This is a genomic window from Oceanobacillus kapialis (assembly GCF_044790185.1).
Lineage (GTDB): Bacteria > Bacillota > Bacilli > Bacillales > Amphibacillaceae > Oceanobacillus_B > Oceanobacillus_B kapialis.
The window spans coordinates 1,697,908-1,716,146 of record NZ_CP085256.1 but is presented as its reverse complement, the minus strand read 5'-3'; the positions used below and the strand labels follow the sequence as shown (position 1 = coordinate 1,716,146).

General features: G+C 38.3%; 22 protein-coding genes. All 22 read right to left on the bottom strand.

The features are described 5' to 3' along the window. Positions 1-4: 4 nt before the first annotated feature. Positions 5-883 (bottom strand): MinD/ParA family protein, encoded by an 879-nt coding sequence (locus tag LG273_RS09025; RefSeq protein WP_379561100.1) that lies wholly within the window; start codon positions 881-883, stop codon positions 5-7. After that, positions 876-2,015: a flagellar biosynthesis protein FlhF gene (flhF, locus tag LG273_RS09020; protein WP_379561099.1), complete on the bottom strand. Its 1,140-nt coding sequence runs from the start codon at positions 2,013-2,015 to the stop codon at positions 876-878. The genes LG273_RS09025 and flhF overlap by 8 nt, the downstream gene beginning before the upstream one ends. Continuing rightward, on the bottom strand, positions 2,012-4,045 hold the full coding sequence (flhA, locus tag LG273_RS09015) for a flagellar biosynthesis protein FlhA (RefSeq protein ID WP_379561098.1): 2,034 nt from the start codon (positions 4,043-4,045) through the stop codon (positions 2,012-2,014). Before flhA ends, flhF begins: the two co-directional genes overlap by 4 nt. A gap of 19 nt (positions 4,046-4,064) precedes the next feature. Continuing rightward, on the bottom strand, positions 4,065-5,141 hold the full coding sequence (gene flhB / locus LG273_RS09010; RefSeq protein WP_379561097.1) for a flagellar biosynthesis protein FlhB: 1,077 nt from the start codon (positions 5,139-5,141) through the stop codon (positions 4,065-4,067). A gap of 1 nt (position 5,142) precedes the next feature. Beyond that, complete coding sequence (gene fliR / locus LG273_RS09005; RefSeq protein WP_379561096.1) at positions 5,143-5,922, bottom strand: flagellar biosynthetic protein FliR; 780 nt, start codon at positions 5,920-5,922, stop codon at positions 5,143-5,145. Positions 5,923-5,925: 3 nt separating this feature from the next. Further along, positions 5,926-6,195, bottom strand: coding sequence for a flagellar biosynthesis protein FliQ (fliQ, locus tag LG273_RS09000; RefSeq protein ID WP_379561095.1), 270 nt, complete (start codon positions 6,193-6,195; stop codon positions 5,926-5,928). A gap of 34 nt (positions 6,196-6,229) precedes the next feature. Continuing rightward, complete coding sequence (fliP, locus tag LG273_RS08995) at positions 6,230-6,895, bottom strand: flagellar type III secretion system pore protein FliP (RefSeq protein WP_404459260.1); 666 nt, start codon at positions 6,893-6,895, stop codon at positions 6,230-6,232. Beyond that, the gene (locus tag LG273_RS08990; RefSeq protein WP_404459258.1) at positions 6,888-7,550 is read right to left on the bottom strand and encodes a flagellar biosynthetic protein FliO; all 663 of its coding nucleotides are present in this window, start codon (positions 7,548-7,550) and stop codon (positions 6,888-6,890) included. Before LG273_RS08990 ends, fliP begins: the two co-directional genes overlap by 8 nt. A 13-nt stretch (positions 7,551-7,563) precedes the next feature. Beyond that, positions 7,564-7,926 carry a response regulator gene (locus LG273_RS08985; protein WP_379561092.1) on the bottom strand — a complete coding sequence of 121 codons (363 nt, stop codon included), beginning with the start codon at positions 7,924-7,926 and terminating at the stop codon, positions 7,564-7,566. Between the two features lie 23 nt (positions 7,927-7,949). Next, complete coding sequence (gene fliY / locus LG273_RS08980) at positions 7,950-9,083, bottom strand: flagellar motor switch phosphatase FliY (RefSeq protein WP_379561091.1); 1,134 nt, start codon at positions 9,081-9,083, stop codon at positions 7,950-7,952. Beyond that, positions 9,073-10,071, bottom strand: a complete 999-nt coding sequence (gene fliM / locus LG273_RS08975) for a flagellar motor switch protein FliM (protein ID WP_404459255.1) — start codon at positions 10,069-10,071, stop codon at positions 9,073-9,075. Before fliM ends, fliY begins: the two co-directional genes overlap by 11 nt. A 36-nt stretch (positions 10,072-10,107) precedes the next feature. Beyond that, entirely contained in the window at positions 10,108-10,524 is a 417-nt protein-coding gene (gene fliL / locus LG273_RS08970; protein WP_379561089.1) for a flagellar basal body-associated protein FliL, read from the bottom strand. Beyond that, positions 10,517-10,738, bottom strand: coding sequence for a flagellar FlbD family protein (locus LG273_RS08965; protein ID WP_404459506.1), 222 nt, complete (start codon positions 10,736-10,738; stop codon positions 10,517-10,519). Before LG273_RS08965 ends, fliL begins: the two co-directional genes overlap by 8 nt. Before the next feature lie 41 nt (positions 10,739-10,779). Next, the gene (locus LG273_RS08960) at positions 10,780-11,877 is read right to left on the bottom strand and encodes a flagellar hook-basal body complex protein (RefSeq protein ID WP_379561088.1); all 1,098 of its coding nucleotides are present in this window, start codon (positions 11,875-11,877) and stop codon (positions 10,780-10,782) included. An 80-nt stretch (positions 11,878-11,957) separates the two neighbouring features. Beyond that, positions 11,958-12,332 carry a TIGR02530 family flagellar biosynthesis protein gene (locus LG273_RS08955; protein ID WP_379561087.1) on the bottom strand — a complete coding sequence of 125 codons (375 nt, stop codon included), beginning with the start codon at positions 12,330-12,332 and terminating at the stop codon, positions 11,958-11,960. Positions 12,333-12,347: 15 nt separating this feature from the next. Then, positions 12,348-12,809 (bottom strand): flagellar hook assembly protein FlgD, encoded by a 462-nt coding sequence (flgD, locus tag LG273_RS08950; RefSeq protein ID WP_404459504.1) that lies wholly within the window; start codon positions 12,807-12,809, stop codon positions 12,348-12,350. 9 nt (positions 12,810-12,818) lie between these two features. Further along, positions 12,819-14,096 (bottom strand): flagellar hook-length control protein FliK, encoded by a 1,278-nt coding sequence (locus tag LG273_RS08945; protein WP_404459252.1) that lies wholly within the window; start codon positions 14,094-14,096, stop codon positions 12,819-12,821. Positions 14,097-14,129: 33 nt separating this feature from the next. Next, a complete protein-coding gene (locus LG273_RS08940) occupies positions 14,130-14,729 on the bottom strand; it encodes a magnesium transporter MgtE N-terminal domain-containing protein (RefSeq protein ID WP_404459250.1) in 600 nt (199 codons plus the stop codon). A gap of 4 nt (positions 14,730-14,733) precedes the next feature. Further along, the gene (gene fliJ, locus LG273_RS08935; RefSeq protein ID WP_379561083.1) at positions 14,734-15,180 is read right to left on the bottom strand and encodes a flagellar export protein FliJ; all 447 of its coding nucleotides are present in this window, start codon (positions 15,178-15,180) and stop codon (positions 14,734-14,736) included. Then, positions 15,180-16,496, bottom strand: a complete 1,317-nt coding sequence (fliI, locus tag LG273_RS08930; RefSeq protein WP_404459248.1) for a flagellar protein export ATPase FliI — start codon at positions 16,494-16,496, stop codon at positions 15,180-15,182. The genes fliJ and fliI overlap by 1 nt, the downstream gene beginning before the upstream one ends. Continuing rightward, entirely contained in the window at positions 16,493-17,227 is a 735-nt protein-coding gene (fliH, locus tag LG273_RS08925) for a flagellar assembly protein FliH (protein WP_404459246.1), read from the bottom strand. Before fliH ends, fliI begins: the two co-directional genes overlap by 4 nt. Continuing rightward, the gene (gene fliG, locus LG273_RS08920; RefSeq protein ID WP_379561080.1) at positions 17,220-18,233 is read right to left on the bottom strand and encodes a flagellar motor switch protein FliG; all 1,014 of its coding nucleotides are present in this window, start codon (positions 18,231-18,233) and stop codon (positions 17,220-17,222) included. The genes fliH and fliG overlap by 8 nt, the downstream gene beginning before the upstream one ends. Between the last annotated feature and the right edge of the window lie 6 nt (positions 18,234-18,239).

Below are 18,239 nucleotides of genomic sequence, written 5' to 3'. Positions count from 1 at the left end.
TTCATTACCTCTCTGTCATCAGTTGTTTTAATTTCTGTAGGAAAGTCTTACGGCCAGATTGTAATAAACCGTGCGGTAGGTCTTTCGTATAATGATTCGCAAGCTGTTGCATAGCCTTGCTTATTGGTGCGTGTTTATTGTAGATCGAGTAGGGAATTTGGCGGATGACAGCCTGTGATACATGCTTGTCATCTGGCAATATGCCAAGTGCTGTCACATCTACTTTTAAAAACTGCATCACGACCTCACGGAATTGATTTAAGGAACGTTTCCCTTCCTTAACACTCAGTGATCGATTCATTATTACTTTAATAGGCATTTTAGAATTGTTGGCTAAAACATGTTTAATCATGCCATATGCATCCGTAATAGAGGTTGGTTCAGGTGTGGTAACCACAATACATTCATCTGATGCTAAGATAAACGACATGGTATCTTCTGTTACCCCTGCTCCCATGTCAAAAATAATATAGTCATACGATGATAGAAGTTTCTCGTATTGTTCAAAGAAATGCTCCCTGCTTTTTGAATCAATAGAGAACAGTTCATTAAGCCCTGAGCCACCTGCAATGTAACTTAACCCAAGAGGACCAATCTCAATTATTTCCTCAATGGTTTCAAAGTTTTGTAACAAGTTAACAATAGACTTCCGGGCAGACACCCCCATTAATATATCAATATTCCCCATCCCGATGTCTAAATCAAACAAAAGAACGCGCTTTTGTTGTCCGACTAATTCTAAGGAAAGATTTAGTGCAACGTTTGATTTCCCTACCCCTCCTTTTCCGCTAATAATAGAAACCGTTTGGGCTTCTTTCACTTCACGCCGGGGTATTCCTTGCCCTAATTTCCTTCGGAGACTTGCAGCTTGATCCTCAAACATCTCTTAAACCTTCTATAATATAATTACTGATGAGAGCAGGAGATAATTTCACTAAATCCTCAGGCACGTCTTGCCCATTTGTGGCATAAGCAATACCGGTCTGTTTTCCAAGCGATATATTTAAAAAACTGCCGTATTGTCTTGTTTCATCTGTTTTAGTAAAAATAACTTCTTTTATACCAATCTGGGCAAACTGATTATAAATGGCATTAATATCCTCAGCTTTAGCAGTAAGGGCAAGAACTAGGTACGTATCTATTTGCCATTCAGCTCGCGTAGATTCCTTAAGCTGTTTAATGTACTGCTCATCTCGAAAGTTTCTTCCTGCTGTATCCACAAGGATTACATCATATGCTGCATATTTCTCAAAGGCTTGTCCAAAGTCCTCAGCTGTATAGGCAACTTCCATTGGGATATCAAGAATTTTAGCATACGTTCGCAATTGCTCGACAGCTGCTATTCGATACGTATCTGATGTAATAAGTGCAACCTTTTTTTGTTCTTCCAGCATATATTTGGCAGCAATCTTTGCTATTGTGGTTGTTTTTCCAACTCCAGTTGGGCCAACAAACTGTGCAACTTTCTTAGTGTCTTTGATCCCCTTATAAGAAAAGCCTGATAACTGAGTTTGAATTTCTTCTTCTAATACATCAACAATTTTTTGATATGCAACGTCTTCTGCTTCGGTCTCTCCTATTCTGGTTAGCACCTTGTCTACCAACTGTATAGCAAGAGATGGCTCTACTTCTTGGGTAATTAAGCCCTCATATACAAGCCGATAATTCATCGGATATTGTTGGGTCTCGTCTTTTGTAAAATGAAGCATCTTTTTCAACTGTTTTATTTCCTTAAGTACAAGGTCTTCCGCGTTAAAAGTTGCTTTTGCCTGGCTAATATCTGTTTTCGATGCTTTTGGGGTAATGTCTTTTGTTGTGGTTCCGTTATGGTTCGCCCTGATTGGATCTGGATCAAGTGCCGCAACCACTTCAATTCTGCTTTTCTTGAATAAGCCCAAAAACCCCTTCTTCTTTACCTCTTTGGAATTCAGAATGACCGCACCTGCGCCTAACTCTTTTCTAACCAGCTTCATTGCTTCTGGCATCGTTGCAGCTGAATATTTTTTTACCTTCATGAAACATTCACCACTCCTACGCTTTGTACTTGTACCGTTGGTTCTAGCTCATTATAAGAGAGTACTGCAACTTGGGGAAGAAATCGTTCAACAAGTTGCTTTAAATACATTCTTACTGCAGGTGAGCATAATACAATGGCTGTGTCTTCCTGAATTGTTAACTTTTCTACTTCCGCATGAATAGACTTAATAATCTCTTGCTGTGCATCAGGATCTAATGCTAAATAGTTCCCATGTTCTGTTTGCTGGATGTTTTCTGCTATTAGCTTCTCAACCTTCCCAGATACAGTCAGTACTTTCAGTGAAGCATCATCATCAGCGTATTGCTTCGTTATCTGTGCGGATAGCGCCTGTCTTACATACTCTCCTAGAAGCTCTGTATCATTTGTTAGCTTAGAAAAATCAGCTAATGTTTCGAATATAACTGGTAGATTTCGTATAGACACATTCTCTTTTAAAAGTTTTGCAAGCACCTTTTGAATGTCTCCAACCGACAATGGCTCTGGTGTAACCTCTTCGACAAGTATCGGGTAGCTTTCTTTTAAATGATCAATAAGTTGCTTCGTTTCCTGTCTGCCTAATAAAGTATGTGCATGTTTTTTAATCACTTCTGTAATATGGGTGGAAACAACAGAAGGTGGATCCACAACCGTATAACCGGACAATTCTGCTTCATCCTTAACTTCCTCATTGATCCATTTTGCTGGCAGGCCGAAAGCAGGCTCTTTTGTATCTATTCCTTCAATATCATCTTCAGCAATGTCTGGGGACATAGCTAGGTAATGATCAAGCAATAATTCTCCTTCAGCAACTTCATTTCCCTTTATTTTCATTTGATATTCATTAGGGTTCAGTTGAATGTTATCACGGATACGAACAACAGGAATGACAATACCCAATTCTATTGCTAATTGTCTTCTTATCATAATAATTCTATCCAACAAGTCTCCACCTTGATTTGTATCGGCTAATGGGATTAACGCATAACCAAACTCAAACTCAATAGGATCCATATTAATTAAACTCACTACATTTTCAGAAGACTTCATGGCACTGCTATCTGTTTGAACCTCTTCCTCTACATTATCTACCTCTGGCTCTTCTGCCTGTTTCAATAACAAATAGCCACTTAGTGCCAAGACACCAGCAATTATAGTTGTTAGGAAAAAATTAATTGGCGTTAAACCAAGTAAAAAGATGGTTCCTGCAGCAATAAAAAGTAGCTTGGGATATTGCAAAAGCTGTCCTGTAACATCACTACCGAGGTTCCCCGTACCTGCTACACGGGTAACAACAATTCCCGTAGCTGTCGCGATTAATAAGGCAGGGATTTGACTAACAAGCCCATCTCCTACTGTTAATCGCATATATGTATTAATTGCCTCTTGAAAAGGCATATCTAATTGCACCATTCCAATAATTAAACCAAAGATAATATTTATTAGGACGATAATTATACCGGCAATTGCATCACCTTTTACAAATTTACTGGCACCATCCATGGAACCATGAAAATCTGCCTCATTTTCTACCTTTTCCCGTCTTTCTTTTGCCTGTTGTTCTGAAATCAACCCGGCATTTAAATCAGCGTCAATACTCATTTGTTTACCTGGCATCGCATCAAGCGTAAATCTTGCGGCAACCTCAGAAACACGTTCTGACCCTTTTGTGATTACAAGAAATTGGATGATAACAAGGATGATGAACACAACAAATCCTACTAGTGGATTATCCCCTATAACAAACGTACCAAAGGTCTCCACAACCCCACCTGCATCAGCTTCCGACAAAATAGACCTGGTGGTTGAAACATTTAAACCCAACCGGAATAGTGTTAATAGCAACAGGAGAGATGGAAATATGGAGAACTGTAATGCTTCCTCTGTATTCATGGAAACGAGTATTACGATTAATGCAAGAGTTATATTACATAAAATAAGTATACTTAATAACCATCCTGGTAATGGGATGACAAGCATTACTATAATTAATATAACACCTAATAGGACGGATAAATCACGAGCTTTCATTACTGTCTCTCCTTATTGCTTAAGCTTTTTTCTCTAATTTATATACATACGCTAGCACTTCCGCCACTGCCTGGAAAAACTCTTCAGGTATCATGTCACCAATCTCTACTGCTTTATAAAGAGAACGTGCCAGTGGTTTGTTCTCTACCGTCACAACGCCGTTTGCTTTCGCTACTTCTTTTATCTTCAACGCAATATCATCTGAGCCTTTTGCAACAATATACGGAGCATCTGCTTTTAATTCATCATATTTTACCGCAATCGCAAAGTGGGTCGGATTTGTTATGACGACATCTGCATGTGGTACTTCACTCATCATTCTGCGCGTTGCCATTTGCCTTTGTCTCTCTTTAATCTTAGATTTAATTAAAGGGTCCCCTTCAATATTTTTATATTCATCTTTTATATCCTGTTTTGACATCTTCATGTTTTTTTCAAAATCATAACGCTGATAGGCATAATCAAACACAGCAAGAAACAGGAGAGCAATTGTAGCAGCTATTGCCATCGTGACGGTTACTTGACCGAAAAATGCTAAAGCACCGTCTACCGATTTAAAAGAAAGCATCATCATGTCATCCTTGAAGATCCATATCACAAAAAATGTAATAGCCCCGATGAAGACGATCTTTAGCAAGGACTTTAACAATTCTACGAGTGCCCTTATAGAGAATATTCGTTTTGCACCTTGAATGGGATCTATTTTCTTCAAATCAAATTTTAAAGGTTCTGTAGTAAACAGAAATCCAATTTGTAAAAAGTTCGCTGCTAAACCTGCTAATATTGCAATTAACATAACAGGGGCTAACATTTTGACTGCTTCCATCGCAGCCCCCGAAAAGACTTGATGGACAGTATTTTCCGTAACATCCCATAGAATAAATTCAGTAAATGTGTGTTCAAAGAATTCCATCATACTACTTTTCATCGAACTTCCAAAAACTACGAGAATAAGGAACGAAAAAAGCAGTAAAATTGCAGTATTTACATCCTGACTTTTGGCAACCTTTCCTTTTTTACGTTCATCCTGACGCTTTTTCGGAGTTGCTTTTTCGGTTTTTTCACCTGCAAAAAATTGTAAATCAAGCTTTAGCAAGTTACGCACCCCCGAATAATTGCATCAATCCCTGCATGGTTTTAAACAGATATGTAAATAGGTTTTTAACCAAAACAATGTACAAACTTAAAAAAACAAATAATGTAAGAAAACTAACAAGTATCTTTAATGGGAGCCCAACTACAAATACATTTAATTGCGGTACAGTTCTTGCCACAATCCCCAGTGCCACATCCACTAAAAACAAACACCCTACAATCGGAATGGCAATTTGGAAAGCAATTAAGAACATTGTATTAAATGTCTCAATAACAAAATCCGCAATAGATTGATTTCCAAACGGGATAAATGTATCAATTGGAATAAACGAATAGCTGTTGAAAATCCCATCAATTAACAGATGATGTCCATCTACAGCCAGCAAGAATAACAAGGAAAAGATATAGAAATATTGCCCTGTTAACGGACTCTGTGCCCCCGTTTGTGGATCAATTACATTTGCTATCGCAAACCCCATCTGAAAATCGATGAACCCTCCAGCAATCTGCACTGCTGAAAGAATAATATAAGCAATTAGACCAATAAGCAGCCCTACTATCGCTTCTTTCATTAAAAGAAACAAATACACACCATCAAATCCGATATCAGTTGGACCAATTGTATAAAACATAATAAAAGCCAAAAAGAAGCTAAGCCCAATCTTAAATGGTGTTGGTATTGTACGATAAGCAAATAAAGGTAATGTAACAAAAAAGGCTAGTACTCGTATAAAAACGAGAATAAAAACTGGTAGACTATTCATATTTATTAACTCAAGCATGGGTTACCCTACAAACTGGTTAATATTTTGGAATATGTCGGCTGTAAACTTAACCATTTCTGTTAGCATCCACGGCCCGAAAACGATAAGACCAACAAGAACAGCGACAATTTTAGGAATAAACGCTAATGTCTGTTCCTGGATCTGGGTTGTCGCCTGAAAAATACTCACCAATAATCCGATAGCAAGCGCCAGTATCAATAATGGACCTGTAACTAAGAGAATGGTATAAACCCCTTTCTCTGCAAGGCCTAAAACGAATTCACTGCTCACCCATACCACCTACTTTTTATAAAATAATCTACCATTAAAAACCATCCAATAGAGAATGTGTGATCATATACCAACCGTCCACTAATACAAATAATAAAATTTTAAATGGCAGGGAAATCATAACAGGTGGCAGCATCATCATACCCATTGACATAAGAACACTTGCAACAGCCATATCAATAATCAAAAACGGGACAAAAATCATGAAGCCCATTTGAAAGGCTGTCTTCAATTCACTAATCGCAAATGCTGGGACTAGAGTAGTTAACGGGATTTCTTGAACCGAATCAGGTTTTTCCAGCTCCGCATAATTCATAAATAAAGCGAGATCCTTTTGCCTAGTGTGCTCTGCCATAAAATCCTTCATTGGTACACTTGCCCGCTCATATGCCTCGTCCAAGGATATTTCTTCATCGAAAAGGGGCTGTAGTGCCTCATCATATACCTCCCCAAAAACAGGGGCCATAATAAAAAATGTCAGGAACAAGGCAATCCCAATTAAAACTTGGTTTGGTGGCATTTGCTGTGTTGCAAGTGATGTTCTAACAAATGATAAAACAATAATAATTCTCGTAAAACTCGTCATTAAAATTAAGATGCCTGGTGCAAGAGACAAAACAGTTAATAAGAGTAATAGTTTTACAGATGTAGCTACATTTGAAGGATCAGAATTAGAAAACATGTCTACAAATTCATTCATGTCGATCTTCCTTCTCTTTATGCTGCTGAATCAGCTTATTTCGATTACTCTTCAGTTTTTGTAGCTCTCCAGAGAACAAGGCTTTAAAGTCAGCACCACCAGATCCCTTCGTTGATCCTGTAGCATTCTTTTTTGATTGGAAAAGATCCGTTAGTAACCCCGTGGCCCCTGGCTGTACATCTTCCTGTCTTATTAATTCTGCTTTCACACTTTCATCCGTAATTTCTTGCAACATTTCAACATTGTCACCAACACCGAGCATATAAAACCGGTCTCCAAGTCGAATGATTTGCACCGATTTATTTTGACCTACCGAGACACCACCAAGACTTTCCAATGCTCTTACTTTCGAAAAGAGCTTGTTTCGATTCTTTAAAAATTTTAATAGCACGTAAATGAGCGCTATAACTAGTAATAATGCAAAAAACATTTTTACTAAATCGAACAGCAGTGAATTACTTTCTTCTGGTTGTGTCTGTTGCTCTGTTTCCTCTTGATTGCCACCATCTTGTTCTGATTGGTCATTCTCTTGCTCCCCTTCTTCGTTTATCCAATCGGTGACATTAGCAGCCTCAACCCTGACCTGATTAGAAATAAAGAAAGCAGAGAGAATAGTTATAAAACAGATGACTAGACTAATTTTTTTAATCAACATTCTCACTCGTTTCTTAATTCAATGCCTTCTGTATTGCTTCAATAACCCTATCCGCCTGAAAAGGTTTAACGATAAAGTCTTTTGCCCCAGCCTGAATAGCGTCGATAACCATCGCTTGCTGCCCCATAGCAGAACACATTATAATTTTGGCATGAGGATGATTTGCCTTTATTTCTTTTAGTGCCGTTATTCCATCCTTTTCTGGCATCGTAATATCCATTGTTACTAAATCAGGTAGTAACTCATTGTACTTCTCAACAGCCTGTAAACCATCCTGAGCTTCACCTACTACATCAAATCCATTTTTTGTAAGAATATCTTTAATCATCATCCTCATAAAAGCTGCATCATCCACAATTAAAATTCGCTGTGCCATTTAAAATCCCCCTAAGTAAAATTCTATTTAAGTTTTCGCAATCTGTCTGACTGACTTAAAATATCTGTAACCCTTACACCAAAATTCTCATCTATTACAACTACTTCTCCCCGAGCTATTGGTTTTTGGTTTACTAGGATATCAACAGGTTCACCGGCCAGTTTGTCTAGTTCAATAATAGATCCAGCTGATAAATCTAATATATCTCGAATTGTACGTTTCGTTCTTCCAAGCTCTACTGTTACTTTAAGTGGAATATCCATTAACATATCTAAATTACGATGCTCTGTAGTATTCAATTCAACAGGCTCAAAATTGGAAAAAGCAGCTGGTTGAACCGTGCTGTGTTGGTTTGTGGCATTTCCTAGCATGCTGGCGTCCTCGGTATGACTACTTGGTTGACGTACCACAGGATCAGCTTTTTCGGTTTCAAAGCTTCTTTCAAGTTCTTCTACCGTTACGGCTGCCTCTTCCTCGGCCCCACCGTTAAGTAATTCATCTACCAATTTCTTAGCAAAACTCATTGGCATCAATTGCATGATATTTGAATCAATTAACTCTCCTACCTTTAGTTCGAAAAATACTTTAACATAGGCATCTTCAGAAAACTTGTCTTTCAAATCTTCCTCTGGATCCTCTACAAGTATATTAGGTGGTGAGATATCTACTTTTTTATTAAACACCGTTGACATGCTCGTAGCTGCCGCACCCATCATTTGATTCATTGCTTCTTGAACAGCACTTAAATGAATTTCATTTAGCTCCTCAGCAGGTGAAGTTCCATCGCCTCCCAGCATAATGTCAGAGATGATCGCAGCGTCTGGAGATTTTAGTACAAACACATTCTTACCCGTAAAGCCATCAATATAGCTCACCTCAACACTAACCGGTTCAAAGTTAAACTCTTCCTCCAAATCTGCCTTTTGAATTACCGAAACCTTTGGTGTCGTTATATCTACTTTTTGATTTAATAAGGTTGATAGAGTTGTAGCAGAGCTGCCGAAAGAAATATTTCCTATTTCTCCTAAAGTATCTTCTTCAATTGTTGTTAAAGATTGATAAGCAGGGGAATTGACAGCAGCATCATCTGAGTCATCTTCGCCAACCTTTAATAATGCATCAATTTCGTCTTGTGATAGCATTCCATCATTCATCATGCACATTCACCCCTTTAATTTCTTCTAATACTTGTACAGACAATTTATTTTTGTGCTTACCTGGCTGCACATAAAATTTCGGCTTGTCATTGACCTCTAATGTAAGCGGATGGTCTATTGACTGATCTAGTCCTATCACATCGCCTTGTTTGAGATTAAGAAATTGCTCAATGTTTATGTTTGTCGTTCCTAGTATTGTTTTAGCATCTACTTTAGCTGATACTAGATTTGTAGATAGTTTATTATATGCCTCGTCATCTCTTTCTTTTGTTGCGGTTTGCATCCAATAGTGGACGGATAACTTTGAAATAATTGGTTCTAAGACAATGTGTGGAATACAAATATTAATTAAACCACTTGTATCTCCAATAGCTGTGTTTAAAGATACCACCACTACCGTCTCATTTGGTGAAACCATTTGGAGAAACTGGGGATTCACTTCAAACTCCTCTAATACTGGATCGATCTCTACAATCGATGACCATGCTTCCTGTAAGTTTACAATTGCCTTTTCGAAGGTTTGAGACATCAAAATTGTTTCAATTTCTGTTAAGTTGTCCACTTTATTTGTACTATAACCTTTACCACCAAGAATCCTATCCAGTAATGCATAAGCTATGTTTGGATTAATTTCCATCACGATTCTTCCATCAAGTGGAGCAACACTGTATGTATTAAGTACTGTCATTTTCGGAACAGATCTTATAAATTCTTCATATGGAATTTGATCAACGGAGGCCACATTAATATTCACATATGTCCTTAATTGCGCTGAGAAAAAAGTTGTTAGCATACGGGCATAGTTTTCATGGATCCGTGATATACTACGTATTTGATCTTTTGAAAAACGCAGGGCACGCTTAAAATCATAGACACGCACTTTCTTCTCTTTTTCTTCCTTTTTCAGTTCTTCAGCGTCCATTTCACCTGACGTAATAGCAGATAAGAGGGCGTCTATTTCATTTTGGGAAAGAACTTCATCTACCAACTAACTCACCTCCATGCTGGAGTATTACATCCATATTTACTGCAAAATTTTATTGATTGTATAAACATCTGTAATATTTCCTTCTGTCATGACTTCATTTAACTTTGTCTGAACTGTTTTTTCTAAATCTGAAAGTCCTGCTTTAAAATCCTCTTCGCTTAGCACTGCCAACTCTTTAATAAGAATATTTTTTAGCTGAAAGTCGCGCTTCGCTATTTCTTCCTTAGCATCCTTACTATCAGTAACAATCTGAAACTGAATACGCACAAAGCTGCCATCTTCTAAATCAGTTGTTATCTCAGGAGATTCATAGGAATACTCTACAATCTCATCAATCGTTTTTGCTTTTCCTTCGTCCTCACCATTAACGTTAAGGATAACGAGAAAAACTGCGGCCGCCCCAACAATAATTATTGCGATAGAGGAAAGCATTACTTTAACCAATTTACTCATTTTTAACTTCACCTGCTTTATATATGGATTGTTGCAAGCCTATTTTTCGATAAAATTTTTCTATTAGTTCAGCCACTTCTTGTTCCGCTTCTTTTACAACAACTTTTTTTCCATTTATTAATGTAATTGTGGTATCAGGGAACGACTGAATCTGTTCAATCATTAATGCATTTAAGATAAACGTTTCATTGTTTAACCTTCTTAATTCAATCATAAAATGGGCGGGAGTGCCTGGATACGGCACTCCCTACCTCCTTATCGTTTTAGGTTTACTAATTCCTGCAGTATTTCATCTGAAGTCGTAATAATTCGGGTGTTAGCCTGGAAACCACGCTGGGCCGTGATCATTTCCGTAAATTCTTCAGACAGATCCACATTTGACATTTCTAGTGAACCACTGACGATAGACGCTGCTCCTTCTGATTCTGGAGTGACTAAGCCATTGTAACCAGCATTTTCACTATTTAGGAACAAGTTACTTCCCGATTTTTCTAATCCAGCAGCGTTCGAGAAGGATGCTAAAGCAATTTGTCCAGCAATACGTGGTTGACCAAATTCATCAATATAAGATACAGTCCCATTTGCTTGGACACTAAAGCTTTGAGCAGAATCAGGAATACTTAACGTGCCTACTGTATTACTAACGAAGTCCTCCGTCATGTTTGTTTCCTCTAGCGCAACATCCATCGGTTCTCCATTATCATCATCCATTGTAATGCTTACCCCACCATTAGCGTCCATTGCCACAGTGAGATTGTTGCCATTTTGATCGGTTATCTGTAGCTCACCATCTGGTAAGAGTGTGTCATCTTCAATTCTTTCCCCATTACCATTTACGTACGAAACAATATTATCACCATCATTCGTTACGGAAACGGAAATCTCATTATCAGCACCGTCTACTCCTGTGTACGTAGTCCCTGTGACATTTGTGCCAGACTGATATCCAGTCAAATAGTAACCTTGAGGATTTACGATTGCTCCACTTTCATCAAGGTAAAAGTTTCCGGCTCTTGTATAGGCTGTTTGATCACCATTTTGTACGACAAACATACCATCACCTTCCAAAGCGAAATCCAATGGACTGTTGGTGGTTTGTCTAAATCCCTGTGTGTGGATGTTATCGATGGTTCCAAGCTGTGAACCAAGCCCTACCTGTGATGGGTTAACTCCTCCTCGTGCTTCCGTGGCTCCTTGAGCACCAGCTGTCGTTTGGCTCATCATATCCTGAAAAGTTACCCTTCCTTTTTTAAAGCCAGACGTATTTACATTTGCAATATTGTTTCCAATTACATCTAATTTTGTTTGAAAACCTTTCATTCCTGAAATACCAGCATACATTGAACGTAGCATAATCTCATTTCCCCTTTTTGGTTTAATTGTGCACGCTGTATCTGTCCATCAACAGCGTTGGCCTCCCAGTAGGGTCCAGCCTATTGATCCAGCAGAATGGTACCGTTTATGTTTGTGAAAATACGGCTTGTGGCTTCTTGCCTATTCATTGCTGTAACAACTGTATTATTTTTCGCACTAACTAGAAGTGCAGCTTCATTTGTTATTACCAAAGAATCGGTTATTCCTTTTGTTTTTGCTTCTTTCACCTTTTGGTTGATTAGTTCCCATTGATTCGCATTTATCTGTATATTTCTTTCTTGAAGCCGCTCTGATGCATGCTTACTTAGTTTTAATCCTGTCTGTTCTGTTAATAAATCTTTAAAGCTAATAGTTGATGGTGTCTTTGCTTGTTTAACAGGTGACTTAATGTTAAGAGCATGCTGCTGCGGCAATTGATGTATACGATGATCCATCACGCTCACATCCTTTTAGTCTTCCTCTTTGTCCTCAGTAGTTGGGTCACTTACTTCCATGGCTGCATCTGCAAAAATCTTTTCGCCATTTTCAAGCTCAAGCACAGCCCAACCTTCACTTTGGCTTACTGAAATAACCTTACTTGAAACGATGTCACTCTTTTCTCCAGTTTCTTTGTCAAAAGATTGATAAGTAACTTCCTTTCCTATCATATGGCTATATTGGATGACAGGAGACATAAGTTGGCTTTCAACCAATCTATCAATGGATTTTGCCATATTCATCGTTTGCTCTAAAGATGAAAATTGAGCCATCTGTGAAATAAATTGCTTATCATCCATTGGATTAGACGGATCCTGATTTTGTAATTGAGTCATCAGAATCTTAAGAAATTCATCCTTCCCGAGGTTTGTACTAGGTGTTCTTTCACTACTTTGATTTTTTAGATAGAGGGATGGATCTAAATGAACCGACATTTTTTTCACCTACACTTTCTCATTCATTAATAATTCGTGAAATTGCGTTGCAAAATCATCTTCAGAGGATTGGTCCTCTTCCTGCCAAGTATCTTCTGATCGATTTTCTTGTTGATCAAAATGCTGGCTATCATGTTCCTTCTGGATATTTTGACTTTGCTGAATAGATAAATCTTGCTTCTCAATTACAACTTGATGTGGTGAAAACATATTTCGTAATTGATGCAGGTTGCCCTCCATCATGTCTTTTGCAGCCTGAGAAGATACAAGAATTTTAACTGTCATCTCTCCATTAATTTGGGTTAGCTTTACCATCATGTCACCAAGATTCTCTGGTCTTAGAGAAATAGAGAGCTGTGTTGCTCCATTAAACTTTGTAGCAAATTTACTAGAATGGATCATCTGCTGAAATTGGTCCATTAATTGCTTATCTGGAGCTTTAGACGATTGTGAAGGACTAACATGAATAACGTATTGCTCTATCTGGCTCAATGGTCCATTTAATCCTGAAACAGCTGCATGTCCATTTGACTTTATTACAGGTTGAGAAAGTTGCTCCATAGCATTTGTAACCCACTTTGCAACATCAGTACTTGTGACTTTTGCATCTGCATTATACTGCTGCTTTGTCGCCATCTGACTTCGTTTCTCAAATGATTGCAAGAGTTCTTTCCAGACTCCTTGTAAATCAGGATTTTCTTTTTTTAGGATATTCAGGACTATTTCACCACTTTTAGCTGCACCGTTTTTCTTCTCAAGTGACTCCCACTGTTGCAGTGAATGTAGTAGTTTAGGCGCCGCTTTTTCTGCATCTTGCTTGGAATAAATTTGTGACAGTATTGGAGTGATTTCCTTGATTACCTGCACAAATTCCTTTAATACTGGTGGAACATTTGGAAGCATATTCAGTTCATTTAGAGCTACCTCAAGCCTCTCCTGACTTTGTCCAGTATTTAAAAGGGTAGTCACAAGGTCAATTAACTTATTCTGTTCTTCCTCGGACAACTCTACAGTAGGCATCCCTTCTTGTTCACTAGACTGGATTACAATCGATAGTCCTGGCTGCATGAGATTGCTTTCTTGTTTCTGCTCTGAGCCTAACGTAATCTCTAACGGACTGTTGCCTTTTTTTCCACTAAGCAGAATTGATCCGCTACTATTTTGGCCATTTCCATGCTCATTGTTTAATAAGTTTTGAAACATATCGCTTTTACTTGCTACCTTGTCTGAAACGCTTGGTAGTTTCGTAGATTGCATTTGTTGGAAGAACATCCTGATTGCATTCACTATATTTCACCTCCTTTCAATATCATTTCAATATTATTCATTATTTGCATCAATAAACAACTGCGTTAATGTTGCTGCTTCAGCAGGTTCCATTTCCTCTAAAATGGCTCCTCTTACTTTGTTTGATACTTCTTTCAGAATAGAAATTGCAGTTTGGTTATCTAAATCTTGGATAATTAATGCTGCCTGTTCACTGTCCATATCTTTAAAAGAACTAGCAATGGTTTGGATAGTGTCAGGTGCCTCTTCTTCCGTTTCCATTTCAGCATTTTCCTGGTTTTGCCTATTACGATTCTCTAACCTTATTGTTTCTTCTTCGAGCGATTCAATTGTTGACTCCAAATCCTGTACTTGTTGGTTCAATTGTTCAATTTCCTCATTTTTAGCAGCCAATTGCTCTGCAGCTTTCTCTTGGGCTTGTCCCGTTGACTCTTCTTCTGGCGTTTCGATCATGGAAGAGACAACCGGAATGTTGCTCCCTTTCTCTTTTGCCCAGTCTAATACATTGATGCCAGCTATGCTGAAGCCAATCACTGCTATAACTGTCGCGATAAGAAGTGGAAATATGATTGCAAATAGGAACCAAAGAAAAGGATTCATTTTCTTTTTTTCAGTTGTATAGTCTTTTTCCATGTCATCACCTGTTTATATGACTTAAGTATTGCTGAATGGATACTTCATCCATAGTTCTTCTTTCCATTTTATCTTGTCGTGCTTTCTCCGCATCCTGTCGCATCTCAATGATTTTCTCAAACTTTTTCATTTCCACATGTGCCTCAGTAAGCTGATGTTGTTTCATCTCCATGTCATTTCTTGCATGTTGAACGGCATTTTGCATGGCCATTATTTGCTTATTCAATCGCTCAATATAAGCATTTTGTTCACGTACTTTATCTAAAGTTATGGATTGCTGAATAGCCTCTTCATAGCTCTTTTCAGCATCTTCTTTCTTTTTCAGTAAATGAAACATCTTCGTTGCGACATCCTCAAAAAACTCTGTTGACTTATGGTAAGCTTTCTGAGCATCATTCTTTTCCTGTTCCCTGACATTCCAAATTTTAGATAAGGCCAATGTTTCTGCCATTATTTCATGCCCCCATTTAATAATGATGTCATTTTCTCAACTGATTCTGTTCGACTGATAACTTCATGGGTGTCTTGCTTTAAAAAAGTTTGTATTTTGGGATAGTAGGATATTGATCGATCAATTGCTTGGTCTGTACCACGTTTATAGGCACCGATCTGGATTAACTCCCTATTTTCTTCATATTTTGCCATCAATGAACGAATTTCCTGAGCAGTTTGCTTGTGAGCATCTCCAGTAATACTATTCATCACACGGCTAATAGACTTTAATACATTGATTGCAGGAAACTGTCCTCTTTCTGCCAGCTTCCGGTCCATCACAAAGTGCCCATCCAAAATACCTCTAACAGTATCCGAAATCGGCTCATTCATATCGTCTCCATCTACTAGCACAGTATAAAATGCTGTGATAGTACCGTTATGGTTGGTTCCCGTTCTCTCTAGAAGCTTTGGAAGGATAGCAAAAACAGAAGGCGTATATCCTTTCGTTGTCGGTGGTTCCCCTGTTGCAAGTCCGACCTCTCGCTGTGCCATCGCTACTCTTGTAACAGAATCCATCATCAGGTTGACATCATAACCCTGATCTCTGAAATACTCACTTATGGCAGTTGCTGTATAGGCACCTTTAATACGCATTAAGGCAGGTTGATCAGAGGTTGCTACCACTACAATCGATCGCTTAAGTCCCTCCGGCCCTAAATCCTTTTCAATGAATTCTCTTACTTCTCTTCCTCTTTCACCGATTAGAGCAATAACGTTTATGTCTGCATCACTGTTTCTTGCGATCATTCCTAATAGTGTACTTTTACCAACACCACTCCCCGCGAAAATACCAATCCGTTGTCCTTTACCAACTGTAAGAAGAGAATCAATTGCTTTAACTCCAACCTGAATTGGCTCAGAAATGGGTGGTCTCTCCATAGGGTTTGGGGGGGATTGATCAGTCAAATATCGTGTCAATCCTTTAGGTAATACTGAACTGTCTAACTTTTGCCCTAAGGAGTCAACTACATTTCCAATAAGTCCTCTTCCTACTTTAATTCGTAATGGCTTTCCAGTTGATTCCACTAAGCATCCTGGCCCTATTTCATTAACCTCTGAATATGGCATAAGGATAATTTTCTCGTTATTAAAACCTACAACTTCCGCAAGAATCGGTGCGCGATTTTCAGAGGAGTGAATATAGCAAACCTCGCCTATATTTGCTGCAGGGCCCTGGGACTCAATCATTAACCCGACGACTCGAAGCACTTTCCCATACCGTTTATATGTATCTGCCTGCTCTATAGCGGATAAGTAGGTTGAGAGATTCATTGTCTATTCTCCAATTCTATTTCATGTAATACTTCTCTAATCTGCTTTAATTGTGTGTCTAGTCCGATATCCAACTCGCCAAAGGGGTGTTTAATACGACAGCCATTTTCTTGGATGCTATCTTTCATATAAATGGCAAGCTTTGTGTCTTCGTTCACAATTTGCATTAATTCTTCCTTTTGCTGCAACACAAATTCATAGTTGGAGGGATGTAAATAAATCGATATAATGGATTGATCTTTCAGTTCCTTAATTGATTTCTGAACCATTTGCAAGAATGCAGTAGGCTCCTCTGTAATCTTCTGATCTAATATTTTCTCGGCTGTATGTAATGCTATTTTAATAATTTCAGTTGTACTTTTTTCTACGGTTTGGTGATATTCTTTTAGTGCCTTGTCAGTCAACTGGTTTAACTCATCTAGCTTTGTTTCAAAAGTTGACAATCCTTCTTGCTTGCCTGATTGAAAACCATCCTGATAACCTTCATGCTTTGCACTCTCAATCAAGGTCTTTTTCTCTTTTTCCCAGTTTGATTTTGCTAATTCAATCTGCTCATCTGTCTTTTTTAAAAGAGAAGCACTTTCTTCCTTTATTTTCTGTAATGATTGCTGGGCCTGTTGAAGGTCTGATCTTACCTGCTCTTCGGGTGTGAGATAGTGTACCTTATCAGTTTGAGTAACAATAGGTTTAAGCTTTATTACTCTACCACCGTTCATATGAGTATCAGACAATAATATCATCTCCTCCGCCCCGTGCAATCACAATTTCACCTATGTCTTCCAATCGTCTTATCGTTCCAACAATTCTCGTTTGCGCTTCCTCTACATCACGTAAACGGACAGGTCCCATATATTCCATTTCTTCCTTAAAGGCTTCTGCCATACGCTGAGACATATTTTTAAAGACAATATCCTTCACTTCGTCGCTTGCGACTTTAAGTGATAAGCGTAAGTCGTCGTTCTCTACCTCTCGAATAACCCGTTGAATAGCTCTGTTGTCTAAAATAACAATATCCTCAAATACAAACATGCGTTTCTTAATCTCATCAGCGAGCTCGGGATCTTGAATTTCTAATGCATCCAAAATAGTACGTTCAGTACTCCTGTCCACACCATTCAATACTTCTACAACAGCTTGAATTCCACCAGTTTGTGTATAATCTTCTGTCACAGAAGAAGAAATGTTTTTCTCTAAAACCTGCTCCACCTGGGTAATGATTTCCGGTGAAGTAGAATCCATGGTTGCAATTCTCCTGGCAATATCTGCTTGCATTTCCTGGGGCAAGGCCGATAATATTTGTCCCGATTGCTCTGGATCTAGATAAGAAAGAACGAGCGCGATAGTTTGTGGATGTTCATTTTGTATAAAATTTAGCACTTGTTGTGGGTCTGCCTTTCGTGCAAAGTCGAAAGGTCTAACCTGCAGTGAGGAAGTGAGCCTATTAATAATATTGGAAGCTTCCTGACTCCCAAACGCTTTTTCCAACACTGTTTTAGCATAGCCAATTCCACCTTGAGAGATAAAATCCTGCGCAACAGCAATTTGATGGAATTGATCTAGAACATCTTCTTTCAGTGAGTTATCCACTTTTTTAACAGAGGAAATCTCTAAACTTAGTTTTTCAATTTCCTCTTCTGTCAAATGTTTGTATACTTGAGCAGATACGTCAGGGCCTAAGGAGATCAATAGAATTGCTGCCTTTTGCCTACCTGTCAAGGCACCTTTTTGTCTTGCCATTTAATC